Here is a 17,855-nt window from a genome sequence, read left to right as displayed (position 1 = left end):
CGGTCATTTGTTTCAAGCCGCAGCCGCCCAGTATCCGTCACAGTGCACCATGCAAGGTCATCGGGGCTATTGCGGACCGTGCCGGACACAGCGGGACAGATTGACAGCTCCCCCGGACGGGGTCACGTTGAGTGCATGCGCATCGGGCTGATCGGAACGGGCCGGATCGGTTCCTTCCACGCGTCCGCACTGGCCCGCCAGGCGGACGCGAGCTCGCTCCTGCTCGCCGACGCCGACCCCGCGCGGGCGGCGCGCCTCGCCGACCGGCTCGGGGCCACCGCCGCGCCCACCGTCGAGCAGATCTTCACCTGGGGCGTGGACGCGCTGGTGGTGTCCTGCGCCACCGAGGGGCACGCGGACCTCGTCGTACGGGCCGTCCGCGGCGGGCTGCCGGTGTTCTGCGAGAAGCCGGTCGCCCCGGACCTGGACCGCACCCTGACGGTGCTGCGCGAGGTGGCCTCGGCCGGCGGGGTGCTCCAGCTCGGGTTCATGCGCCGCTTCGACGCGGGCTATACGACGGCGCGCGAGCTGGTCCGCTCCGGAGCCCTGGGCCGGCTGCACACCGTACGGACCACGACCGCGGATCCCTCGCCGCCGGGCGCGGAGTACCTGCGGACCTCGGGCGGGCTGTACCGGGACTGCCTGGTGCACGACTTCGACATGGTCCGCTGGGTGACCGGGCGCGAGGTGAGCGAGGTGTACGCGACGGGGTCGGACGCGGGGCCTGCGGCGTTCCGGGAGGCGGGTGACATCGACACGGCGTCCGCCGTCCTCACCCTGGACGACGGGACACTGGTCTCCAGTACCGGTACGCGGTGCAATGGCGCCGGGTACGACGTACGGATGGAACTGGCCGGGGAGCTGGACCAGGTCTCCACCGGGCTGGACGACCGTACGCCGATCGCCTCGACCGAACCGCACGGACCGCCCCCGGCGACCAAGCCCTGGCCGGGCTTCCTGGAACGCTTCGCTCCCGCCTACGAGGCCGAGCTGGCGGCCTTCGTCCGGCTGGTGCGGGGCGAGGGCCCCAATCCGTGCGACGGCGTCGAGGCGCTCGCCGCGTTCCGGGTGGCGGAGGCCTGCGAGCTCTCGCGGCGGGAGCGGCGCCCGGTCGCGCTGGCGGAGCTCGCCGATCTCTGAGGTCCGCCAGCCGCCTGCTTCCGCCCGCCCGTCCGCCGCCTTCACGCGGTGGACGGGACCCTGCGCACGCGGGCGCGCGGAGCGGGGATACGGGTTCTCGTTGATGTCTTCGACGATCGCACTGAGGTCCACAACCGGCATGTGGCCACCCTAGACCGGGAGTTGACCTGACCCGAGCGGCTTTGGGTCAATCTGCTCAGCCGGCCGCGCGCCGCCCCCAGGCGGTACCCGCGAGCACCAGTGCGACCCCCGCGAAACCGGCCGCGCCGAGCCGCTCGCCGCCGATGGCGATGCCCGCCGCCGCGGCCCACAGGGGTTCGGTGCCGAGCAGCAGGCTGACGCGGGAGGGCGAGGTGCGGCGGACGGCCCACATCTGGACGAAGAAGGCGAACAGGGTGCAGAAGACGGAGAGGAAGGCGAGCCCGGCCCACTCGGCCGCGCCGAAGTCGGCGGCGGCCGCCCAGGGGCTCGCGCCGGTGCCGGGCAGCAGGGCCAGTACGGCGAACACGGCGACCGCGGTCCCGAGCTGGACGGTGGTTAGGGAGAGCGAGTCCGCCTCCTGCACGGCCTTGATCCGGGCCATGAGCAGGACGTGCGCCGTCCGCGCGAGCGCCGCGCCGAGGATGAGGAGGTCGCCGAGGCTCGGGGTGGTGAAGCCCGCCCCCTGGGTGAGCAGGACGACTCCGCTGACGGAGACGGCCGCGGCGCCGAGGAAGGCGGGCGAGGGGGCCTCGCGGCGGACGGCGGACTCGGCGAGCGGGGTGAAGATCATGGTCAGGCTGATGATGAGCCCGGCGTTGGTGGCGGACGTGTGGACGACCCCGTAGGTCTCCAGCAGGAAGATTCCGCCGAGTACGAGTCCCAGCACTCCGGCGCCGCGCAGTTGGGCGGGGGTCAGTGCGCGCAGCCGGCGACGGCCGGCGACGGCGAGGACGGGCAGGACCAGCGCGAAGCGCAGGACGAGCACCGCGATCACGGTGTGCGTGGTGGTGACGCCCTTGGCCGCGAGGTAGCTGCCGCCCCAGACGACGGCGACGAGCAGGACCGGCAGATCGGCGAGCCAGGCCCTGCGGGGCGCGGCGGCGGGAGCGGGGGCGGGGGCGGCGATGGTGGACACCGGTTCTCCAACGGCAGAAGGCAGGTGGAGACTTCGGCGGCTCGCACGGGGGGAGAGCTCAAGCTACCCGAGCATGATCGGCCGGTCGAGCCTTTTGATGCCCCCGGACCCCGCCCCCCGCCCGCAGGCCCGAAGGCACGCAGTCCTACGGAACCGCAGGCCAGGGGCCCGGTGTCAGCCGAAGCTGCCGAACGCGGCGCGCCCCTTCGGCCGGTAGGTGTGGATGGCCGTGCCGGCCGAGGTGGTGCGGGAGTCCTTCAGCTCGAAGGCCGTCGGCAGCCCGCCCGTCGGGAACAGCCGCCGTCCGCCGCCCAGGAAGACCGGGAAGACCAGCAGGTTCAGCTCGTCCACCAGGTCCCGCGCCAGCAGCCACTGCGCGAGCGCGCCGCTGCCGTGCACTTGCAGCTCCCCCTCGGTCGCGTCCTTGACCCGTACGACCTCGCTCTGCAGCTGCTCCCCGTCGATCACGGTGGCGGGGCCCCAGGCCGGCTCCTTGAGCGTGGTCGAGGCCACGTACTTGGGCAGCCGGTTGAGCTTGCTCGCGACCGGGTCGGCGGGGTCGTCGTGCTGCGGCCAGTACGCGGCGAAGATCTCGTAGGTCCGGCGCCCGAGCAGGAAGGCCGCGGCCCGGTCGAACACCTCGGTGACGAACTCCCCCATGCCCTCGTCGGCGAAGGGCACGAGCCACCCGCCGTACGCGAACCCGCCGCTGGGGTCCTCGTCCGGCCCTCCGGGCGCCTGCATCACACCGTCGAGGGTCAGAAAGGTGGTGAGGGTCAGCTTTCCCATGGTTCTGCGCTCCTTGGCTCCGGTACGTCGACTGTCACGGGTTCAGACTCCCGGGCCGCCCCGGACTCATCGGTCCGGCGCGCGCGAACGCGATGTCCATTTCCTGCCAGCGCCGTCGACTTCCGGGCGATTTCATTGAACTCGCAACCAACCAACGCGGAGGAACACCATGAACGGCAACGCAGTGGCCCTGGTGACGGGTGGCAGCAGGGGAATCGGCGCGGCGGTCGCGCTGCGGCTGGCGCAGGACGGAGCCGACGTCGCGATCACCTACGTCAGCGACGCCGCAGCGGCCGCCGAGGTGGTCGGCAAGATCGAGGCGCTCGGTCGGCGGGGCCTCGCCCTGCGTGCCGACTCGGGGGACGCCGAGCGGGCCGCCGGCGCGGTGGCGGAGGCCGTACGGGGCCTGGGGCGGCTCGACGTCCTGGTGAACAACGCGGGGGTGGGCGTGCTCGGCCCGCTGGAGGGGCTCGCCCTCGCGGACATCGACCGGCTCCTCTCCGTCAACGTACGGGGCACCTTCCTGGCCTCCCGGGCGGCGGCCGGAGTGCTGGGCCGGGGCGGGCGGATCATCACCATCGGCAGCTGCATCGCGCAGCGGGTCCCGGGTCCGGGCGGCACGCTGTACGCGATGAGCAAGGCCGCGCTGAGCGGTCTGACCAAGGCCCTCGCCCGGGAACTCGGCGAGCGCGGGATCACCGCGAACCTGGTCCACCCGGGCCCGGTGGACACCGACATGAACCCGGCCGGCGGCCCCTACGCCGCCCCGCAGGCGGCCATGACGGCCCTGGGCCGCTTCGGCACCCCGGAGGAGGTGGCCGCCATGGTGTCCTTCCTCGCGGGCCCGGACTCCGCATACGTCACGGGCGCCGAGTTCTCGGTGGACGGCGGCCACGCGGCGTAGGCCGTCGGGGCAGCGGCCCGCACTCGCCGGAAAGCCCGCAGGGGCGCGCCGTCGAAACGGTGCGCCCCTGCGGGGTGTTCGAGCATGCCCCGGGAGTGTCGGCCCCCGGGGCGGTCACGAGGGTGGCGTCAGCCGCCCAGCTCCTGGTGTCGGGCGGTGTGCGCGGCGGTGCCGGCCTCCGTCAGCGCACCGAAGAGGCGCAGGCGGGAGAAGCCGCCGTCCGGGAAGATGTCGATGCGCACGTGCGTGCCGACCGCCGGGGCGTCGAGCACGAAGCGGTGGTTGGTGTCGGGCTGCAGACGGGTGCGCGGCAGGAACTCCGTCCACTCGCCCTCCTCGCCCGTCTTGACGGACAGCGAGGCCCAGCCGGCCGAGTTGCCCTTGAGGTACGCGGTGTCGATCTCGACGGCGCGGATCTCGGACTCGGCGACGAGCTGGTAGCGGATCCAGTCGTTGCCGTTGTCGCGGCGACGGGCGGTCTCCCAGCCGTCGTCCATCTTGCGGGAGCGGCCCGGGTTGATGGTGTTGGTCGGCGGGGAGTAGAAGCGGTTGGAGGCGTCCTGGACGGAGCCGCCGTTCTCCAGGGCCACCACGTCGAAGGAGCCGAGCGCCGCGAGCCACTTGGGGTCGGGCACGACCTCGCCGTAGACGCGCAGGCGGGCGATGCCGCCGTCGGGGTGCTGGTTGACGCGCAGGTGCGTGAAGCGCGCCCGGGCGTCCACCACGAAGCCGTTGGCCGCGTGGCCGCCGACGGGGGTGCGGGCGACGATGGTCGTCCACTTGATGTCGTCGCCCTGGAGCTCCGCCGGGGTCGGCGCGAGGGCGCCTTCCCAGTTGGTGGCCTCGACAGAGACGGCCTGCGGCATGTTGCCGCGGAAGTGCGCGGTGTCGACGACGATGCCGCGGATGACGCCGGGGGCGCCCAGGCGGACGAGCGCCCAGTCGTGGTCCTCGGGGGTCGGCCAGGGCTGGGTGGCGGAGATGCCGCGGCGACGGCGGGTCTCCCAGCCGTCCATGACCTTGCCCTTGTGGCCGAAGTCCTCGGGGTCGAAGTGCGCGGCCTCGGAGATCAGCAGGTTCTCGCGCTGCGCGAAGAACTCGTCGTTGGCCTCGATGACACCGGCGCCGAGCTCACGGGCGGCGAGGTTCGCGTACTGGGTGAACGGGAAGTCCGCGCTGCGGTAGTCCGCGTACGGGTCGCCGCCTCCGTACGGGTTCGCGTTGCCGGTGAAGGATTCAATCGCCACTGTCAGTTCTGCCTTTCAAGGAGTCGGCCGGTGGGCTCGGACGGGGTGCCGTGGTCGGCGATCTGCGCTCCGCGCAGCCAGGTGGACTTCACGACGCCGTGCAGGGTCTTGCCCGCGTACGCCGTGACCTGGTTGCGGTGGTGCAGTTCCGCGGGGTCCACGGTGAAGGTCTCTTCGGGGGCCAGGACGGCGAAGTCGGCGTCGCGGCCGGCCTCGATCGCGCCCTTGCTCGCCAGACCGGCGAGGGCGGCCGGGGCGGCGGACATCCAGCGGACGACGTCCTCGAGGGTGCGGCCGCGCTTCTTCGCCTCGGTCCAGATGGCCGGCAGGCCGAGCTGGAGGGAGGAGATGCCGCCCCACGCGGTGGCGAAGTCGCCGGTCTTGAGGTCCGCGGTGGAGGGCGAGTGGTCGGAGACGATGCAGTCGATCGTGCCGTCGGCGAGCGCGTCCCACAGGACGTCCTGGTTGGCGGACTCGCGGATGGGCGGGCAGCACTTGAACTCGGTGGCGCCGTCCGGGACTTCCTCGGCCGTCAGGGTGAGGAAGTGCGGGCAGGACTCGACCGTGATCTGCACGCCCTCGGCCTTGGCCGCGGCGATCAGCGGCAGCGCGGAGGCGGACGACAGGTGCAGGACGTGGACGCGCGCGTTCAGTCGCTTCGCCTGGTCGATCAGGTTCTGGATCGCGGTGTTCTCGGCGTCCTGAGGGCGGGAGGCCAGGAAGTCGGCGTACTTGGGGCCCGGGTTCTGCGGCGCGGACTCCAGGTGGTGCGGGTCCTCGGCGTGCACGATCAGCAGGCCGCCGAAGCCGGTGATCTCGGCGAGCGAGGCGGCCAGCTGCTCCTGGTCGAGGAGGGGGAACTCGTCGACGCCGGAGGGCGACAGGAAGCACTTGAAGCCGAAGACTCCGGAGTCGTGCAGCGGACGCAGGTCCTTGACGTTGTCCGGCAGCGCACCGCCCCAGAAGCCGACGTCCACGTGCGCCTTGGTCCGCGCCACGTCCTGCTTGACCACCAGGTTGGCCGTGGTCGTGGTCGGCGGCAGCGAGTTGAGAGGCATGTCGAGGATGGTGGTGATGCCACCGGCCGCGGCGGCGCGGGTGGCCGTCCAGAAGCCTTCCCACTCGGTACGACCGGGGTCGTTCACGTGGACGTGGGTGTCGACCAGGCCGGGGAGGAGCACGTCGTCGCCGAAGTCCTCCAGCCGGGCCCCGGCCGGTACGTCGGCCTCGTACGGCAGCACGGCCGCGATCTTCCCGCCGGCGACGGCCACCGAAGCGGCACGCGTCCCCTCGGGGGTGATGACGCGCGTCGAGCGCAGTACCAGTTCCACAGCCAGGTCGGACACCGGAACCTCCCCATCTACTTCCACAGAGCGAAATTCAACGTTCTGTTGACGGAGTCTTCCCGTCGATCCGGAACCAGTCAAGAGCGCCCGGACGGACCACTGACGGCGGCGTATCGCAATTGGAGGTTTCCACAGGATGGAATTAAGATTTCGCTATGCAGAATGTAGCTACCGCCACCGGGAACCGGACGGGCAACTTCCCGAGGACGTCCACCACCAGGACAAACCGCCTCTGACCGGCGAGGACGGCATTGCCCCGGCTCTAGGGCCGACGCAGACCGACCGGTAGGCTGCTTGCTTGCCTGCCAGCACCGAAAGGACCGCGCCCGTGCCGACGTCCAGCGCCAGCACCACCGACGCCTCCACCAAGCCCACCGCCAGCGGTGGCGTCCAGTCCCTTGAGCGCGCCTTCGATCTGCTCGAACGCATGGCCGATGCCGGGGGCGAAGTCGGCCTCAGCGAGCTCTCCGCCGCCAGCGGTCTGCCGCTGCCCACCATCCATCGCCTCATGCGCACCCTCGTGGCGTGCGGCTACGTCCGGCAGCAGCCCAACCGACGGTACTCCCTCGGACCCCGGCTGATCCGCCTCGGCGAGTCCGCGTCGCGGCTGCTGGGCACCTGGGCCCGCCCCTACCTGGCGCGCCTGGTGGAGGAGACCGGCGAGACCGCCAACATGGCCCTGCTCGACGGAGACGAGATCGTCTACGTCGCCCAGGTGCCGTCCAAGCACTCCATGCGCATGTTCACCGAAGTCGGCCGCCGCGTGCTGCCGCACTCCACGGGCGTGGGCAAGGCGCTGCTCGCCTACACCCCCGCGGACGAGGTCAGGGCCCTGCTCTCGCGCACCGGGATGCCCGCCGCGACCGAGAAGACCATCACGACGCCCGAGGGCTTCCTGGAGGCCCTGGAGGTCGTCCGCCGGGTGGGCTACGCGGTCGACGACAACGAGCAGGAAATAGGAGTCCGCTGCCTCGCGGTCTCCGTGCCGAACTCGCCGACCGCCGCCGCGATCTCCATCTCCGGCCCGGCCGGCCGGGTGACCGAGGCGGTGGCCGAGTCCTTCGTGCCGATCCTCCAGGGCGTCGCGGCCGAGCTGTCGGTGGCCCTGCAGAGCCAGAACCCGGCGTAGCCGACCCCCGTACGCGGACCTGCGTACGGGAAAGGCCCCGGCCCCCTTCGAAGGGGGCCGGGGCCTTTCCCGTAGGCCCTACGCGGCCGGAACGGACCGCGCACCCTGCGACAGGCGGCCGTCGGTCATCGTCGCCGTGGCGTCCATCCGCTCCAGGTGCGCGTGGTCGTGGGTGACCAGCACGGTGGCCGTGGAGCGCTCCCGGGTGAGGGTGACCAGCAGGTCCAGGATCGCGGCGCCGCGCTCGTGGTCGAGGGCGCTGGTGGGCTCGTCGACCAGCAGCACGGCGGGCTCGTTCATCAGGGCGCGGGCGATGTTGATCCGCTGGCGCTGCCCCCCGGAGAGCTGGTGCGGCCGCTTGTCGGCCTTGTCGGCCAGTCCCACCGCGTCCAGCAGCTCCAGGGCCCGCCGGCGCAGGGCCCGCGCGGGCCGGCCGGAGAGATGGGCCATCACCTGGAGCTGTTCGGCGGCGGTGAGCGAGGCCAGCAGGTTCGGCTGCTGGAAGACGATGCCGATCTTCTCCCGGCGCAGCGCCGACTTCTCGCCCGCGCCGAGCACCGAGGTGTCCTGCCCGGCCACGACCACCCGTCCGGCATCGGGCGTGACGAGGGTGGCGGCCACCGCCAGCAGGCTGGACTTCCCGGAACCGGAGGGACCGACCACCGCCGTCAAGGTGCCGGCCGGCACCTCCAGACCGACCGCGTCCAGTGCGGTGAGGCGGCCGTCGCCGTCCGGGTAGGTGAGCGTGACGTCGTGCACGAGCAGGGTCATCGGGCGCTCCCGAGAGCGGTCAGGGGGTCTACGGCGGTGATCCGCCGGATGGACAGGGCGGCGCCGAGCGCGCCAAGCGCGATCATGACGGCCGCCGGCACCAGCACGGTGGCGGCGTCGAGCACGAAGGGCACGTCACCGCCGCTGATCAGCGCTCCGAAGCCGGCCGCGAGCGCGGTGCCGGCACCGGTGCCGAGCGCCAGCATCACCACGGCCTGCCCGAGGGCGTCCTTGAGGAGGTACGGGGTGGAGGCACCCAGTGCCTTCAGCACGGCGATGTCCCCGCTGCGCTGGATGGTCCACACCGTGAAGAAGGCTCCTATGACCAGGGCCGAGATGGCGAAGAGGAACCCGCGCATCAGCTGCAGGGAGCCGTTCTCGGAGGTGTACGAGCCGATCGCGGTCAGTGCCTCGTCGACGGTCTGCGCCTGCGTGCCGGTGGCCTCGTCCCCGGCCGCCCAGTCGACGCCGCCCGTCCCGTCGAGGGCGACGACGGTGGCGAGGGTGTCGATGGAGGTGCCGGGGTTCCCGACGCGCTGCCAGTCGTTGAGGTCCATCCAGACGACCGGGGTGTGGCTGTAGGCGGCGGCGGCGGAGACCGCGGCGACGGTCATCTCGACCTGGCCGACCCTGAGCTTGCCTCCCGCGGTCAGCCCGCCGAGCTCCTTGGCAGCCTTCTCCGTGAGGACCACCTGTCCCTGGGTCAGCCCGCTCCCCCGGGGCGCGAGGGATCCCGCCGGATCCACGCCGAAGAGGGACACGGCCGCAGTGCGCTCACCCGAGACGACATTCGTGGTGCGGATGCCCAGCGGCTGCGCCGACGTCACCCCCGGCTGTTCCCGCCAGGCCAGCCAGGCCTTCTCGGGCACCTGGGAGTTGGTGAAGGAGACCTTCTGGTCCCCGGAGGGCGCGGCGAACGCGAGGCGGGTGGTGGCGGGCAGGCCGGTGATGGCCGAGATGTTCTCCCGGGCCAGGCCTGCGGTGAGCCCGGACAACAGGCCGACCAGCAGCGTGATCAGCAGTACGACCGAGCCCATCAGGGCGAAGCGGCCCTTGGCGAACCGTAGATCTCTCCATGCGACGAACATGTTCCCCACCTTGGTCTTCCGCGTGGACACAAGGCATCGCGCCACAGTAGAGATCCTCGTATCGAAGGGCGCACCAAGACATCAATCCTTTGGTTGACCGGGGCCCCCGGACCCGGACTTACGCTGGTCAGGCCATGACTGCTCACCTCCCGCCCCCCGCGGCCGCCCTCCCCCCGCCCCCCGCGCCCGGTGCCCCCGGCGCCCGCACCCTCACCCCCGTCTCCCGCGTCCTGCGGCTGTGCCTGCACGCCCTGCTCTTCGGCCTGCTCGCCCTCGCGGCCGGGCGGGCCGTCGCCGACTCCGCACCGCGCGCGGGCTGGGTGGTCGCGGCCTGCGCGGTACTGGCCGCCGTGTACGTCGCGGGCGTACGGACCCCCGCGGTGCACAGCTCGGCGCGCGCCGGGGCGGTGTGGCTGGCCGCGCTGGGCGCTGCCTGGGCCGCGCTGCTCGTGGTCTCCCCCGACGGGCTGTGGATCGCCTTCCCGCTGTACTTCCTGGAGCTGCACCTGCTGCGGCTGCGCTGGGGCGTGGCGGCCGTCGCGGTGACCGCGTGCGCGGCGATCGCCGGCTTCCTCGCACACAGTGGCGCGGTGACCCCGGGGGCCTTCCTCGGGCCGCTGCTGGGCGGCGCCGTGGCGGTGGCGACCGTACTGGGCTACCAGGCGCTGTACCGGGAGAGCGAGCGGCGCCGCGAGCTGATCGAGGAGCTCATCACCACCCGGGCCGAGCTGGCCGCGGCCGAGCGGAGCGCCGGGATCCTGGCGGAGCGGGAACGCCTGGCCCGGGAGATCCACGACACCCTCGCCCAGGGCCTGTCCTCCATCCAGCTGCTCCTACGGGCCGCGGAGCGCAGCCTGCCCGAGGGCTCGGCGGCCCTCCCGCACATCGGCCGGGCCCGGGAGGCCGCCCAGGAGAACCTCGCCGAGGCACGGCGCTTCGTACGGGCCCTCACGCCTCCGGACCTGGAGCACGGGTCGCTGCCGGCCGCACTGGAACGGCTGTGCTCGGGGGCGCCGGGCCCGCGGGTCCGTTTCTCCCTGAGCGGCACCCCCCGCTCCCTCCCCACGCCCTACGAGGTGGCGCTGCTGCGGATCGCGCAGTCGGCTCTGGCCAATGTGGTGCGGCACGCGGAGGCCGGGCGCGCCGAGATCACCCTGACCTTCATGGACTCCTCGGTGACCCTGGACATCGTCGACGACGGCAGGGGCTTCGACCCCTGCGCGGCCTCCTCCGCCCCCTCGGACGGGGGCGGCTTCGGCCTGCCGGCAATGCGCTCGCGGGCCGAGACCCTGAGCGGCCTGTTCACGGTCGAGTCCGCCCCGGGCCAGGGCACCGCCGTGGCCGTCACCCTTCCCCTGCCCGCGGAGGCCCTGTCATGACGATCCGGCTGCTCCTCGCCGACGACCACCCGGTGGTCCGGGCCGGGCTGCGCGCGGTGCTGGACACGGAGCCGGACTTCGAGGTGGTGGCGGAGGCGGCGACGGCGGAACGGGCGGTGGAGCTGGCCGGCTCCGCCGGGGTCGACGTGGTCCTGATGGACCTCCAGTTCGGCCCCGGCGGCGGCATGCACGGCTCGGCGGCCACGGCCCTGATCACGGCCGGGTCCCCGTCCCCCCGGGTGCTGGTGCTGACCACGTACGACACGGACGCGGACATCCTGGCGGCGGTGGAGGCGGGCGCCTCGGGCTACCTCCTCAAGGACGCCCCGCCGGAGGAGCTGGCGGCGGCCGTCCGCACCGCGGCGGCCGGCCAGTCGGCCCTGGCCCCGGCGGTGGCCCTACGCCTGATGGACCGCATGCGGACACCGGCGGAGGCCCTGACCAAGCGTGAGCTGGAGGTCCTCCAGCTGGTCGCGGACGGCCTGTCGAACCAGCAGATCTCCAAACAGCTCTTCCTCAGCCAGGCCACCGTCAAATCCCACCTGGTCCACATCTACGCAAAACTGGGCGTCGACTCCCGCACCTCGGCCGTAGCCACGGCGGCAACCCGCCGCCTGATCCGAACGCCGTAGCCAAATCCAGCCCGCGGCCAAATCCAGCCCGTCCGGCGTTTGAGGACCGGGGTCTGGGGGGCCGGCGCCGGCTACGCCACCCAGTACGGCCGCTCCACCGCCGAAGGCAGCGGCACGCCCCCGTGGAAGGCCTCCGCCAGCCTCCGTACGCCCTCGTCCAGCCGCTCCGCCGGCAGCGTGTACGGGATCCTCAGCCGGTGCTCGAAGGTTCCGGGGTCCACCCCGAACCGTGCGCCCCGCCCGATGTTGACCCCGGCCGCCGCCGCCCGGTCGGCCAGCGCGGAGCTGACGGGCTCCCCCAGGTCCACCCAGAGCGAGAGCCCGCCGGGCGGCACCTGCCAGGACCACTCCGGCGTGTGCCGCTCCAGCGAGGCGATCAGCGCCGCCCGCTGCCCGCGCAGCCGCTCCAGCCGGGCGGGCAGCGTCCGCTCCAGCCCCTCCAGCAGCGGCAGCGCCACCAGCTGGTCCAGGACCGAGCCGGTCATGTCGGCCGCCACCCGTACCGCCGTGAGCTCCGTGATCATCTTGGCGGTGGCCCGGATCCATCCGACCCGCAGCCCGCCCCAGTGCGTCTTGCTCAGCGAGCCGATGGTCATCACGTGATCGGCTCCGCCGGCCCCGCCCTTCGGCGCGAGCGAGGCCAGCGGGGCGGGCGCCGGCACGTCGAGCGCGATGTCGGCGATGGTCTCGTCGACCACCAGCCAGGTCCCGGTCCGCCGGGTCGCCGCCAGCAGCCGCAGCCGCTGCTCCTCCGGCATCAGCGCGCCCGTCGGGTTGTGGAAGTCGGGGATCACGTAGGCGAGCCTCGGCACGGTCTGGCGCAGCGCGGACTCGGCGATCTCCAGGTCCCAGCCCGCGTCGGAGACGGCGATCGACCCGGTGCGCAGCCGCGCGTGCCGCAGGGCGTCCAGGGCGTTGGCGTAGGTCGGGTTCTCGGTCATCACCCGGTCCCCGGGCCGGCACAGCAGGCTCACCACCAGCGCGAACGCCTGCTGCGCGCCCGACGTGACGAGGATCTGCTCCGGGCGGGTCGCCAGCCCCCGCCGGGTGAACCGCTCGGCGATGGCCGTCCGCAGCTCGGGCAGCCCGAAGGGGTGGTAGCCGGGGCTCCGGGCGAAGGCCGGGAGCCTGGGCGCGGCCCAGGCCACCGCGTCGGTGAGGCTGTCCTCGGGGGCGCCCATGGCGGCGATGGCGAGGTCGATGCCGGGGTCGCCGTCGGCGCTGTAGCCGCCGGCGCCGACGATGGAGTGCGCGCCGACCGGGCGGTGGCCTTCGGGGAGCTCGGTCCAGGTCCCGGAACCGCGGCGGCTGCGGACGTAGCCGCTCTCGCGCAGGAGGTCGTAGGCGCCGGTGACGGTGGCCCGGCTGGCGCCGACCGCCTCGGCGAGCTCGCGTTCGGCGGGCAGGCGCACGTGCAGGGCGATCCGGCCGTCGAGGATCAGGGTGCGGACGGCGTCGGCCAGGGCCCGGTAGCCGGGGCGGGCCAGTACCTCCGCCGGAAGCAGGGCCGCGAGCTGGCGGCTGCCGATCATTCTGTCCGCCGTGTGGACCACTCGCCCGTTTGCCATGCCAACCTCCCCTGATTGGCTCTGCCTGCCAGGCCAATCAAGGTCCAGACTCGCTGCATTGGCCGCAGATTGGCAAGGAGAAGCCGCAATGTTGACGAGGTTGACCGACCGTGACGAACGGGACCTGCTCACCGCCGCCGAGAACCGGATCGCCGAGCCCCTGCGCGCGGGGGCGGCGCTGGCGGCCGTACGGCGCCTCCTGCGGCGCGAGCGAGAATCGGTGACATGTCACCCCACAGCAGCGCACCAGCCGAGCACCGGCACCAGCAGCACGAGCACCGGCAGCAGCACCCCGCGGCGGCAGCCGACCAATCCGCTCCCCCGGTGATCGCCGGCCTGCTCCTCGCGGCCGGCGGCGGCCGCCGCCTCGGCGGCCGTCCGAAGGCCCTGCTCACCTACCGGGGCCGCCCGCTGGTGGAGAACGCCGTACGGGTCCTGCGCGAGGCGGGCTGCGGCCCGCTGCACGTGGTGCTCGGCGCCTCCGCGGCCGAGGTGCGCGAGCGCGCCGACCTGAGCGGCTGCGTGGTGACCGACAACCCGGACTGGGCCGAGGGCATGGGTTCCTCCCTGCGGATCGGCCTCGCCTCGCTGGCCGGTACGGGCGCCCGCGCGGCCCTGGTCTCCCTGGTGGACCAGCCGGGCATCGGCCCGGAGGCGGTGGCCCGGGTCCGGGCCGCCTACCGCTCCCCGGCGAGCCTGGTGGCGGCGGCGTACGACGGCGAGCGCGGGCACCCGGTGCTCTTCGGGGCGGACCGCTGGCCGGACATCGTGGCGACGGCCACGGGCGACAAGGGCGCGCGGGTGCACCTCTCGGCGCACTCGGATGAACTCACGCTGGTCGAGTGCGGTGACATCGCGGAGGCCTTCGACATCGACACCCCTCCCGACCTGGCACGACTGACCTGAGCGGGCTGTGACTGCCATGGCACTGAGGGCCACGGCGAAGCGGAATCTGTCGACTCAGAGAATCTCGACATCAACAAACCATTGAACTTCCACCATGAGGAAATTACTATCCACTGGTCAGAAGCGCCCTGAACCCCCAGACGGCGCCCGCGACCGTATTCGGAACTCTCCACACCCGACGGCACTGCGTGCCGTCCAGCGCGAGCATTCCCCGCGGCCGCCAGGCACCGCCGCTGAAGGAGTGACAGATATGTCCGCACCAGCGCCGTCATCGCTGGCCATCGTCGACGCCGAGCCCCTGCCCCGGCAGGACGAGGTACTCACGGAAGCGGCTCTCGCCTTCGTGGCCGAGCTCCACCGCCGGTTCGCCCCGCGCCGTGCCGAGCTCCTCGCCCGCCGCTCCGTGCGCCGCGCCGAGATCGCCCGTACTTCCACCCTCGACTTCCTCCCGGACACCGCACAGGTCCGCGAGGGCGACTGGAAGGTGGCGCCGGCCCCGGCCGCGCTGAACGACCGCCGTGTGGAGATCACCGGTCCCACCGACCGCAAGATGACCATCAACGCCCTGAACTCGGGCGCCAAGGTCTGGCTCGCCGACTTCGAGGACGCCTCGGCTCCCACCTGGGAGAACGTGGTCCTCGGCCAGCTCAACCTGATCGACGCCTACGAGCGCCGCATCGACTTCACCGACGCCCGCACGGGCAAGGCGTACGCCCTCAAGCCCGCCGAGGAGCTCGCCACCGTCGTGATGCGCCCCCGCGGCTGGCACCTGCAGGAGCGCCACCTGCAGTTCGAGGGCGGCCCGGCCTCCGGCTCGCTCGTGGACTTCGGCCTGTACTTCTTCCACAACGCCAAGCGCCTCATCGCGCTCGGCAAGGGCCCGTACTTCTACCTGCCGAAGACCGAGTCCCACCTGGAGGCGCGCCTCTGGAACGAGATCTTCGCCTTCGCCCAGGACTACGTCGGCATCCCGCAGGGCACCGTCCGCGCGACCGTCCTGATCGAAACGATCACGGCCGCGTACGAGATGGACGAGATCCTCTTCGAGCTGCGCGACCACGCGGCGGGCCTGAACGCCGGCCGCTGGGACTACCTCTTCTCCATCGTCAAGAACTTCCGTGACGGCGGCGAGAAGTTCGTCCTGCCGGACCGCAACGCGGTGACGATGACGGCGCCCTTCATGCGGGCGTACACCGAGCTGCTGGTCAAGACCTGCCACAAGCGCGGCGCGCACGCCATCGGCGGCATGGCGGCCTTCATCCCGTCCCGCAAGGACGCCGAGGTCAACAAGGTCGCCTTCGAGAAGGTCAAGGCCGACAAGGACCGCGAGGCCGGCGACGGCTTCGACGGCTCCTGGGTTGCCCACCCCGACCTGGTCCCGATCGCGATGGCCTCCTTCGACGCCGTCCTGGGCGAGAAGCCCAACCAGAAGGACCGCCTCCGCGAGGACGTCTCCGTCGCGGCCGGCGAGCTCATCGCGATCGACTCCCTGGACGCGAAGCCCACGTACGACGGCCTGCGCAACGCCGTCCAGGTCGGCATCCGCTACATCGAGGCGTGGCTGCGCGGCCTCGGCGCCGTCGGCATCTTCGGCCTGATGGAGGACGCCGCCACCGCCGAGATCTCGCGCTCGCAGATCTGGCAGTGGATCAACGCCGGCGTGGTCTTCGAGAACGGCAAGCTCGCCACCGCCGACCTGGCCCGCGAGGTCGCGGCCGCCGAACTCTCCGCGATCCGCGCCGAGGTCGGCGAGGAGGCCTTCACCTCCGGCAAGTGGCAGCAGGCCCACGACCTCCTCCTCCAGGTCTCCCTGGATGCGGACTACGCGGACTTCCTCACCCTTCCCGCGTACGACCAGCTCACCGGCTGACACCCCCGTCTTCGGCTGAATCGCACAGCAGCCGAAACCACGACAGCGCCCTCGGAGCCTTCCGGCTCCGGGGGCGCTGTCGTGCGTCCGAAAGGTTCCCGCCGAACGACCGATCGGTTGTTACTTGTTCGTAACTTGCATGTACCTAGCGGTAACAACGCGCGGGATGGCACCTTTCCGATTGCCACCGGCCGGAGGTAACCCCCACTTACCGCGCCATGCGCCGGAGTTGTCCCGGTATGCGCATGGCCGACCGCAGGAGTTCCGCAGTGATCGGATTGCGCAGCGACAGCATGGACCGGGCCCGTCGAGTGCGACGACTGGCCGGGATCGGGATGGCGGCAGCACTCGGCGCCGGGGCCCTGGTCGCCGGAGGGTCCGGGACGGCCGTGGCCGAGCCGGGCAGCGGGCCCACGGCCGTGGTCTCCCTCGGCGACAGCTACATCTCCGGGGAGGCCGGACGCTGGAAGGGCAACAGCCTGACCAACAGCGGGAATCGGACCGGGACGGACCGGGCCTGGGTGAGCGGCAGCAGCTACGACCCCGGCAAGGTCTACGGGGCCACCGCCGGCGGCTGCCACCGGTCGGGCTCCGCCGAGGTGAAGAGCGCCGGGGCCATCGCCGACGTCGCGATCAACCTGGCCTGCTCCGGGGCGGTCTCGCAGAACGTGTTCCGCGCCTCCAACGGAGGCGTCGCCTACAAGGGCGAGGCCCCGCAGGCCGATCAGCTCGCCGCCGTGGCCGCGAGCCACGACGTGAAGGTCATCGCGCTGTCCATCGGCGGCAACGACCTCGGCTTCGCCGACATCATCAAGGAGTGCGCGTACGACTTCGTGCTCTGGAACTCCTACTGCTACGACGATCAGCAGTGGGACGTGGACCAGAAGATCGACGGGGTCATGGCCAACGTCGGCAAGTCCGTCGACGAGGTGCGGGCCGTCATGCGCGGCGCCGGGTACGCCGACTCCTCGTACCGGATCGTGCTGCAGTCCTACCCGTCACCGATCCCGCGCGGCGCGGAGAACCGGTACACCCAGAGCGACTGGAGCCGGCTCAACACCGGCGGGTGTCCCTTCTGGAACAGGGACTCCGACTGGGCGCGGGACTCGCTCGTGCCGCAGCTCGCCGGGCGGCTCAAGGCGGTGGCCGCGGCGAAGGGCGCGCAGTTCCTGGACCTGAAGGACATGATGCAGGGGCGCGAGGTGTGCGCGAAGGCGAGCATGCAGGTGACCACGGCGGCGCCGGCCTCGGCGAAGACCAGCGAGTGGGCCCGCTGGATCGACAGCAGCGAGACGCAGGGGCTGGTCCAGGAGTCCATGCACCCGAACTACTTCGGGCAGCTCGCGGCCGGGCGCTGCCTGGCGCTGGTCGTGGCACAGCCGGCGGGCAGCGGCTTCGGCTGCAAGAACACCGCCGGGGCCGACCAGAGCGGGATGTACCTGACGCCGGCCCCGTAGCCCCGTAGCTCCGCAGCTCCGCAGCTCCGTAGTACTGATCCGCCGCGGCCTGGTCCTTCCGGCCTCGCCGCGGCGGGGTGCGGTACTACGGGGACTCGTTGAGGACGGACAGGACGTTGCCCGCCGGGTCCTTGAACCAGGCGATGTCCGGCGTTCCGCGCTCGGCGTGGCGGACAATGCCCCTGTCGTCGGCCTCGAACTCTTCGTAGCGCTCGAAACGGACGCCTCGCGCGGCGAGTTCGTCGACCGCCTTGTCGATGTCGTCGACGGGGAAATTGAGAACCGTGAAGCTCGCGGGCTCGTGGTTCTCCTTCGGATAGACCAGCACCTTGCTGCCGCCCGCGAGGTGCAGCTGCAGGTGCGGCATGTCCTCTTCCTCGGTGACGCGGAGCCCGAGCGTGCCACCGTAGAACTCCTTCGCCTTCCCGAGGTCGTCGACCGAGAAGCCGCTGAAGGCCTTGCTGTCCGCAAACATGACCACTCCCTCGATCCGTCGCACACGTCCCCTGCTC

Annotated in this window: 17 protein-coding genes; 9 read left to right on the top strand and 8 right to left on the bottom strand. The window is 72.2% G+C overall.

Going from position 1 to position 17,855, the window contains the following annotated elements; all coding sequences use genetic code 11:
* Positions 1-135 precede the first annotated feature (135 nt).
* Entirely contained in the window at positions 136-1,140 is a 1,005-nt protein-coding gene (locus AC3IYI_RS32310) for a Gfo/Idh/MocA family protein (protein WP_489406989.1), read from the top strand.
* A 196-nt stretch (positions 1,141-1,336) separates the two neighbouring features.
* On the opposite strand, the gene AC3IYI_RS32305 is transcribed toward AC3IYI_RS32310, so the two are convergent.
* Positions 1,337-2,257, bottom strand: coding sequence for a DMT family transporter (locus tag AC3IYI_RS32305; RefSeq protein ID WP_489406988.1), 921 nt, complete (start codon positions 2,255-2,257; stop codon positions 1,337-1,339).
* A 174-nt stretch (positions 2,258-2,431) separates the two neighbouring features.
* Positions 2,432-3,046 (bottom strand): dihydrofolate reductase family protein, encoded by a 615-nt coding sequence (locus AC3IYI_RS32300; protein ID WP_489406987.1) that lies wholly within the window; start codon positions 3,044-3,046, stop codon positions 2,432-2,434.
* 169 nt (positions 3,047-3,215) lie between these two features.
* Between AC3IYI_RS32300 and AC3IYI_RS32295 the strand changes: the two genes are divergently transcribed.
* Positions 3,216-3,950 carry a 3-oxoacyl-ACP reductase family protein gene (locus tag AC3IYI_RS32295; protein ID WP_489406986.1) on the top strand — a complete coding sequence of 245 codons (735 nt, stop codon included), beginning with the start codon at positions 3,216-3,218 and terminating at the stop codon, positions 3,948-3,950.
* Positions 3,951-4,078: 128 nt separating this feature from the next.
* Here the strand turns inward: AC3IYI_RS32295 and alc are convergent, their stop codons facing one another.
* Both alc and allB read right to left on the bottom strand, forming a co-directional pair.
* Positions 4,079-5,197 carry an allantoicase gene (gene alc / locus AC3IYI_RS32290; protein ID WP_489406985.1) on the bottom strand — a complete coding sequence of 373 codons (1,119 nt, stop codon included), beginning with the start codon at positions 5,195-5,197 and terminating at the stop codon, positions 4,079-4,081.
* Between the two features lie 2 nt (positions 5,198-5,199).
* Positions 5,200-6,534, bottom strand: coding sequence for an allantoinase AllB (allB, locus tag AC3IYI_RS32285; protein WP_489411752.1), 1,335 nt, complete (start codon positions 6,532-6,534; stop codon positions 5,200-5,202).
* Positions 6,535-6,871: 337 nt separating this feature from the next.
* On the opposite strand from allB, the gene AC3IYI_RS32280 reads away from it, so the two are divergent.
* On the top strand, positions 6,872-7,672 hold the full coding sequence (locus tag AC3IYI_RS32280) for an IclR family transcriptional regulator (RefSeq protein WP_385367555.1): 801 nt from the start codon (positions 6,872-6,874) through the stop codon (positions 7,670-7,672).
* A gap of 78 nt (positions 7,673-7,750) precedes the next feature.
* Here AC3IYI_RS32280 and AC3IYI_RS32275 read toward each other — a convergent pair whose 3' ends face one another.
* Together AC3IYI_RS32275 and AC3IYI_RS32270 are read right to left on the bottom strand one after the other, a co-directional pair.
* Entirely contained in the window at positions 7,751-8,443 is a 693-nt protein-coding gene (locus tag AC3IYI_RS32275) for an ABC transporter ATP-binding protein (RefSeq protein WP_489406984.1), read from the bottom strand.
* On the bottom strand, positions 8,440-9,531 hold the full coding sequence (locus tag AC3IYI_RS32270) for an ABC transporter permease (protein ID WP_489406983.1): 1,092 nt from the start codon (positions 9,529-9,531) through the stop codon (positions 8,440-8,442). Before AC3IYI_RS32270 ends, AC3IYI_RS32275 begins: the two co-directional genes overlap by 4 nt.
* Before the next feature lie 134 nt (positions 9,532-9,665).
* Here AC3IYI_RS32270 and AC3IYI_RS32265 point away from each other — a divergent pair, with 134 nt between their 5' ends.
* Both AC3IYI_RS32265 and AC3IYI_RS32260 read left to right on the top strand, forming a co-directional pair.
* A complete protein-coding gene (locus AC3IYI_RS32265) occupies positions 9,666-10,910 on the top strand; it encodes a sensor histidine kinase (protein ID WP_489406982.1) in 1,245 nt (414 codons plus the stop codon).
* Positions 10,907-11,542 carry a response regulator gene (locus AC3IYI_RS32260; protein WP_243339143.1) on the top strand — a complete coding sequence of 212 codons (636 nt, stop codon included), beginning with the start codon at positions 10,907-10,909 and terminating at the stop codon, positions 11,540-11,542. The genes AC3IYI_RS32265 and AC3IYI_RS32260 overlap by 4 nt, the downstream gene beginning before the upstream one ends.
* Before the next feature lie 71 nt (positions 11,543-11,613).
* On the opposite strand, the gene yczR is transcribed toward AC3IYI_RS32260, so the two are convergent.
* Positions 11,614-13,110 carry a MocR-like transcription factor YczR gene (yczR, locus tag AC3IYI_RS32255; RefSeq protein ID WP_489406981.1) on the bottom strand — a complete coding sequence of 499 codons (1,497 nt, stop codon included), beginning with the start codon at positions 13,108-13,110 and terminating at the stop codon, positions 11,614-11,616.
* Between the two features lie 88 nt (positions 13,111-13,198).
* On the opposite strand from yczR, the gene AC3IYI_RS32250 reads away from it, so the two are divergent.
* From AC3IYI_RS32250 to AC3IYI_RS32235, 4 genes are all read left to right on the top strand, one after another.
* Positions 13,199-13,438, top strand: a complete 240-nt coding sequence (locus AC3IYI_RS32250; protein ID WP_489406980.1) for a hypothetical protein — start codon at positions 13,199-13,201, stop codon at positions 13,436-13,438.
* On the top strand, positions 13,435-14,016 hold the full coding sequence (locus AC3IYI_RS32245) for a nucleotidyltransferase family protein (protein WP_489406979.1): 582 nt from the start codon (positions 13,435-13,437) through the stop codon (positions 14,014-14,016). The genes AC3IYI_RS32250 and AC3IYI_RS32245 overlap by 4 nt, the downstream gene beginning before the upstream one ends.
* 250 nt (positions 14,017-14,266) lie before the next feature.
* Positions 14,267-15,886, top strand: a complete 1,620-nt coding sequence (aceB, locus tag AC3IYI_RS32240; RefSeq protein WP_489406978.1) for a malate synthase A — start codon at positions 14,267-14,269, stop codon at positions 15,884-15,886.
* Positions 15,887-16,155: 269 nt separating this feature from the next.
* Positions 16,156-17,343, top strand: a complete 1,188-nt coding sequence (locus AC3IYI_RS32235) for a GDSL-type esterase/lipase family protein (RefSeq protein WP_489406977.1) — start codon at positions 16,156-16,158, stop codon at positions 17,341-17,343.
* A gap of 85 nt (positions 17,344-17,428) precedes the next feature.
* Here AC3IYI_RS32235 and AC3IYI_RS32230 read toward each other — a convergent pair whose 3' ends face one another.
* Complete coding sequence (locus AC3IYI_RS32230) at positions 17,429-17,818, bottom strand: VOC family protein (protein ID WP_489406976.1); 390 nt, start codon at positions 17,816-17,818, stop codon at positions 17,429-17,431.
* Positions 17,819-17,855 lie beyond the last annotated feature (37 nt).

The sequence above is a fragment of the Streptomyces sp. GL_148 genome (assembly GCF_057834205.1).
This window is presented reverse-complemented; position numbering and strand designations above follow the sequence as displayed.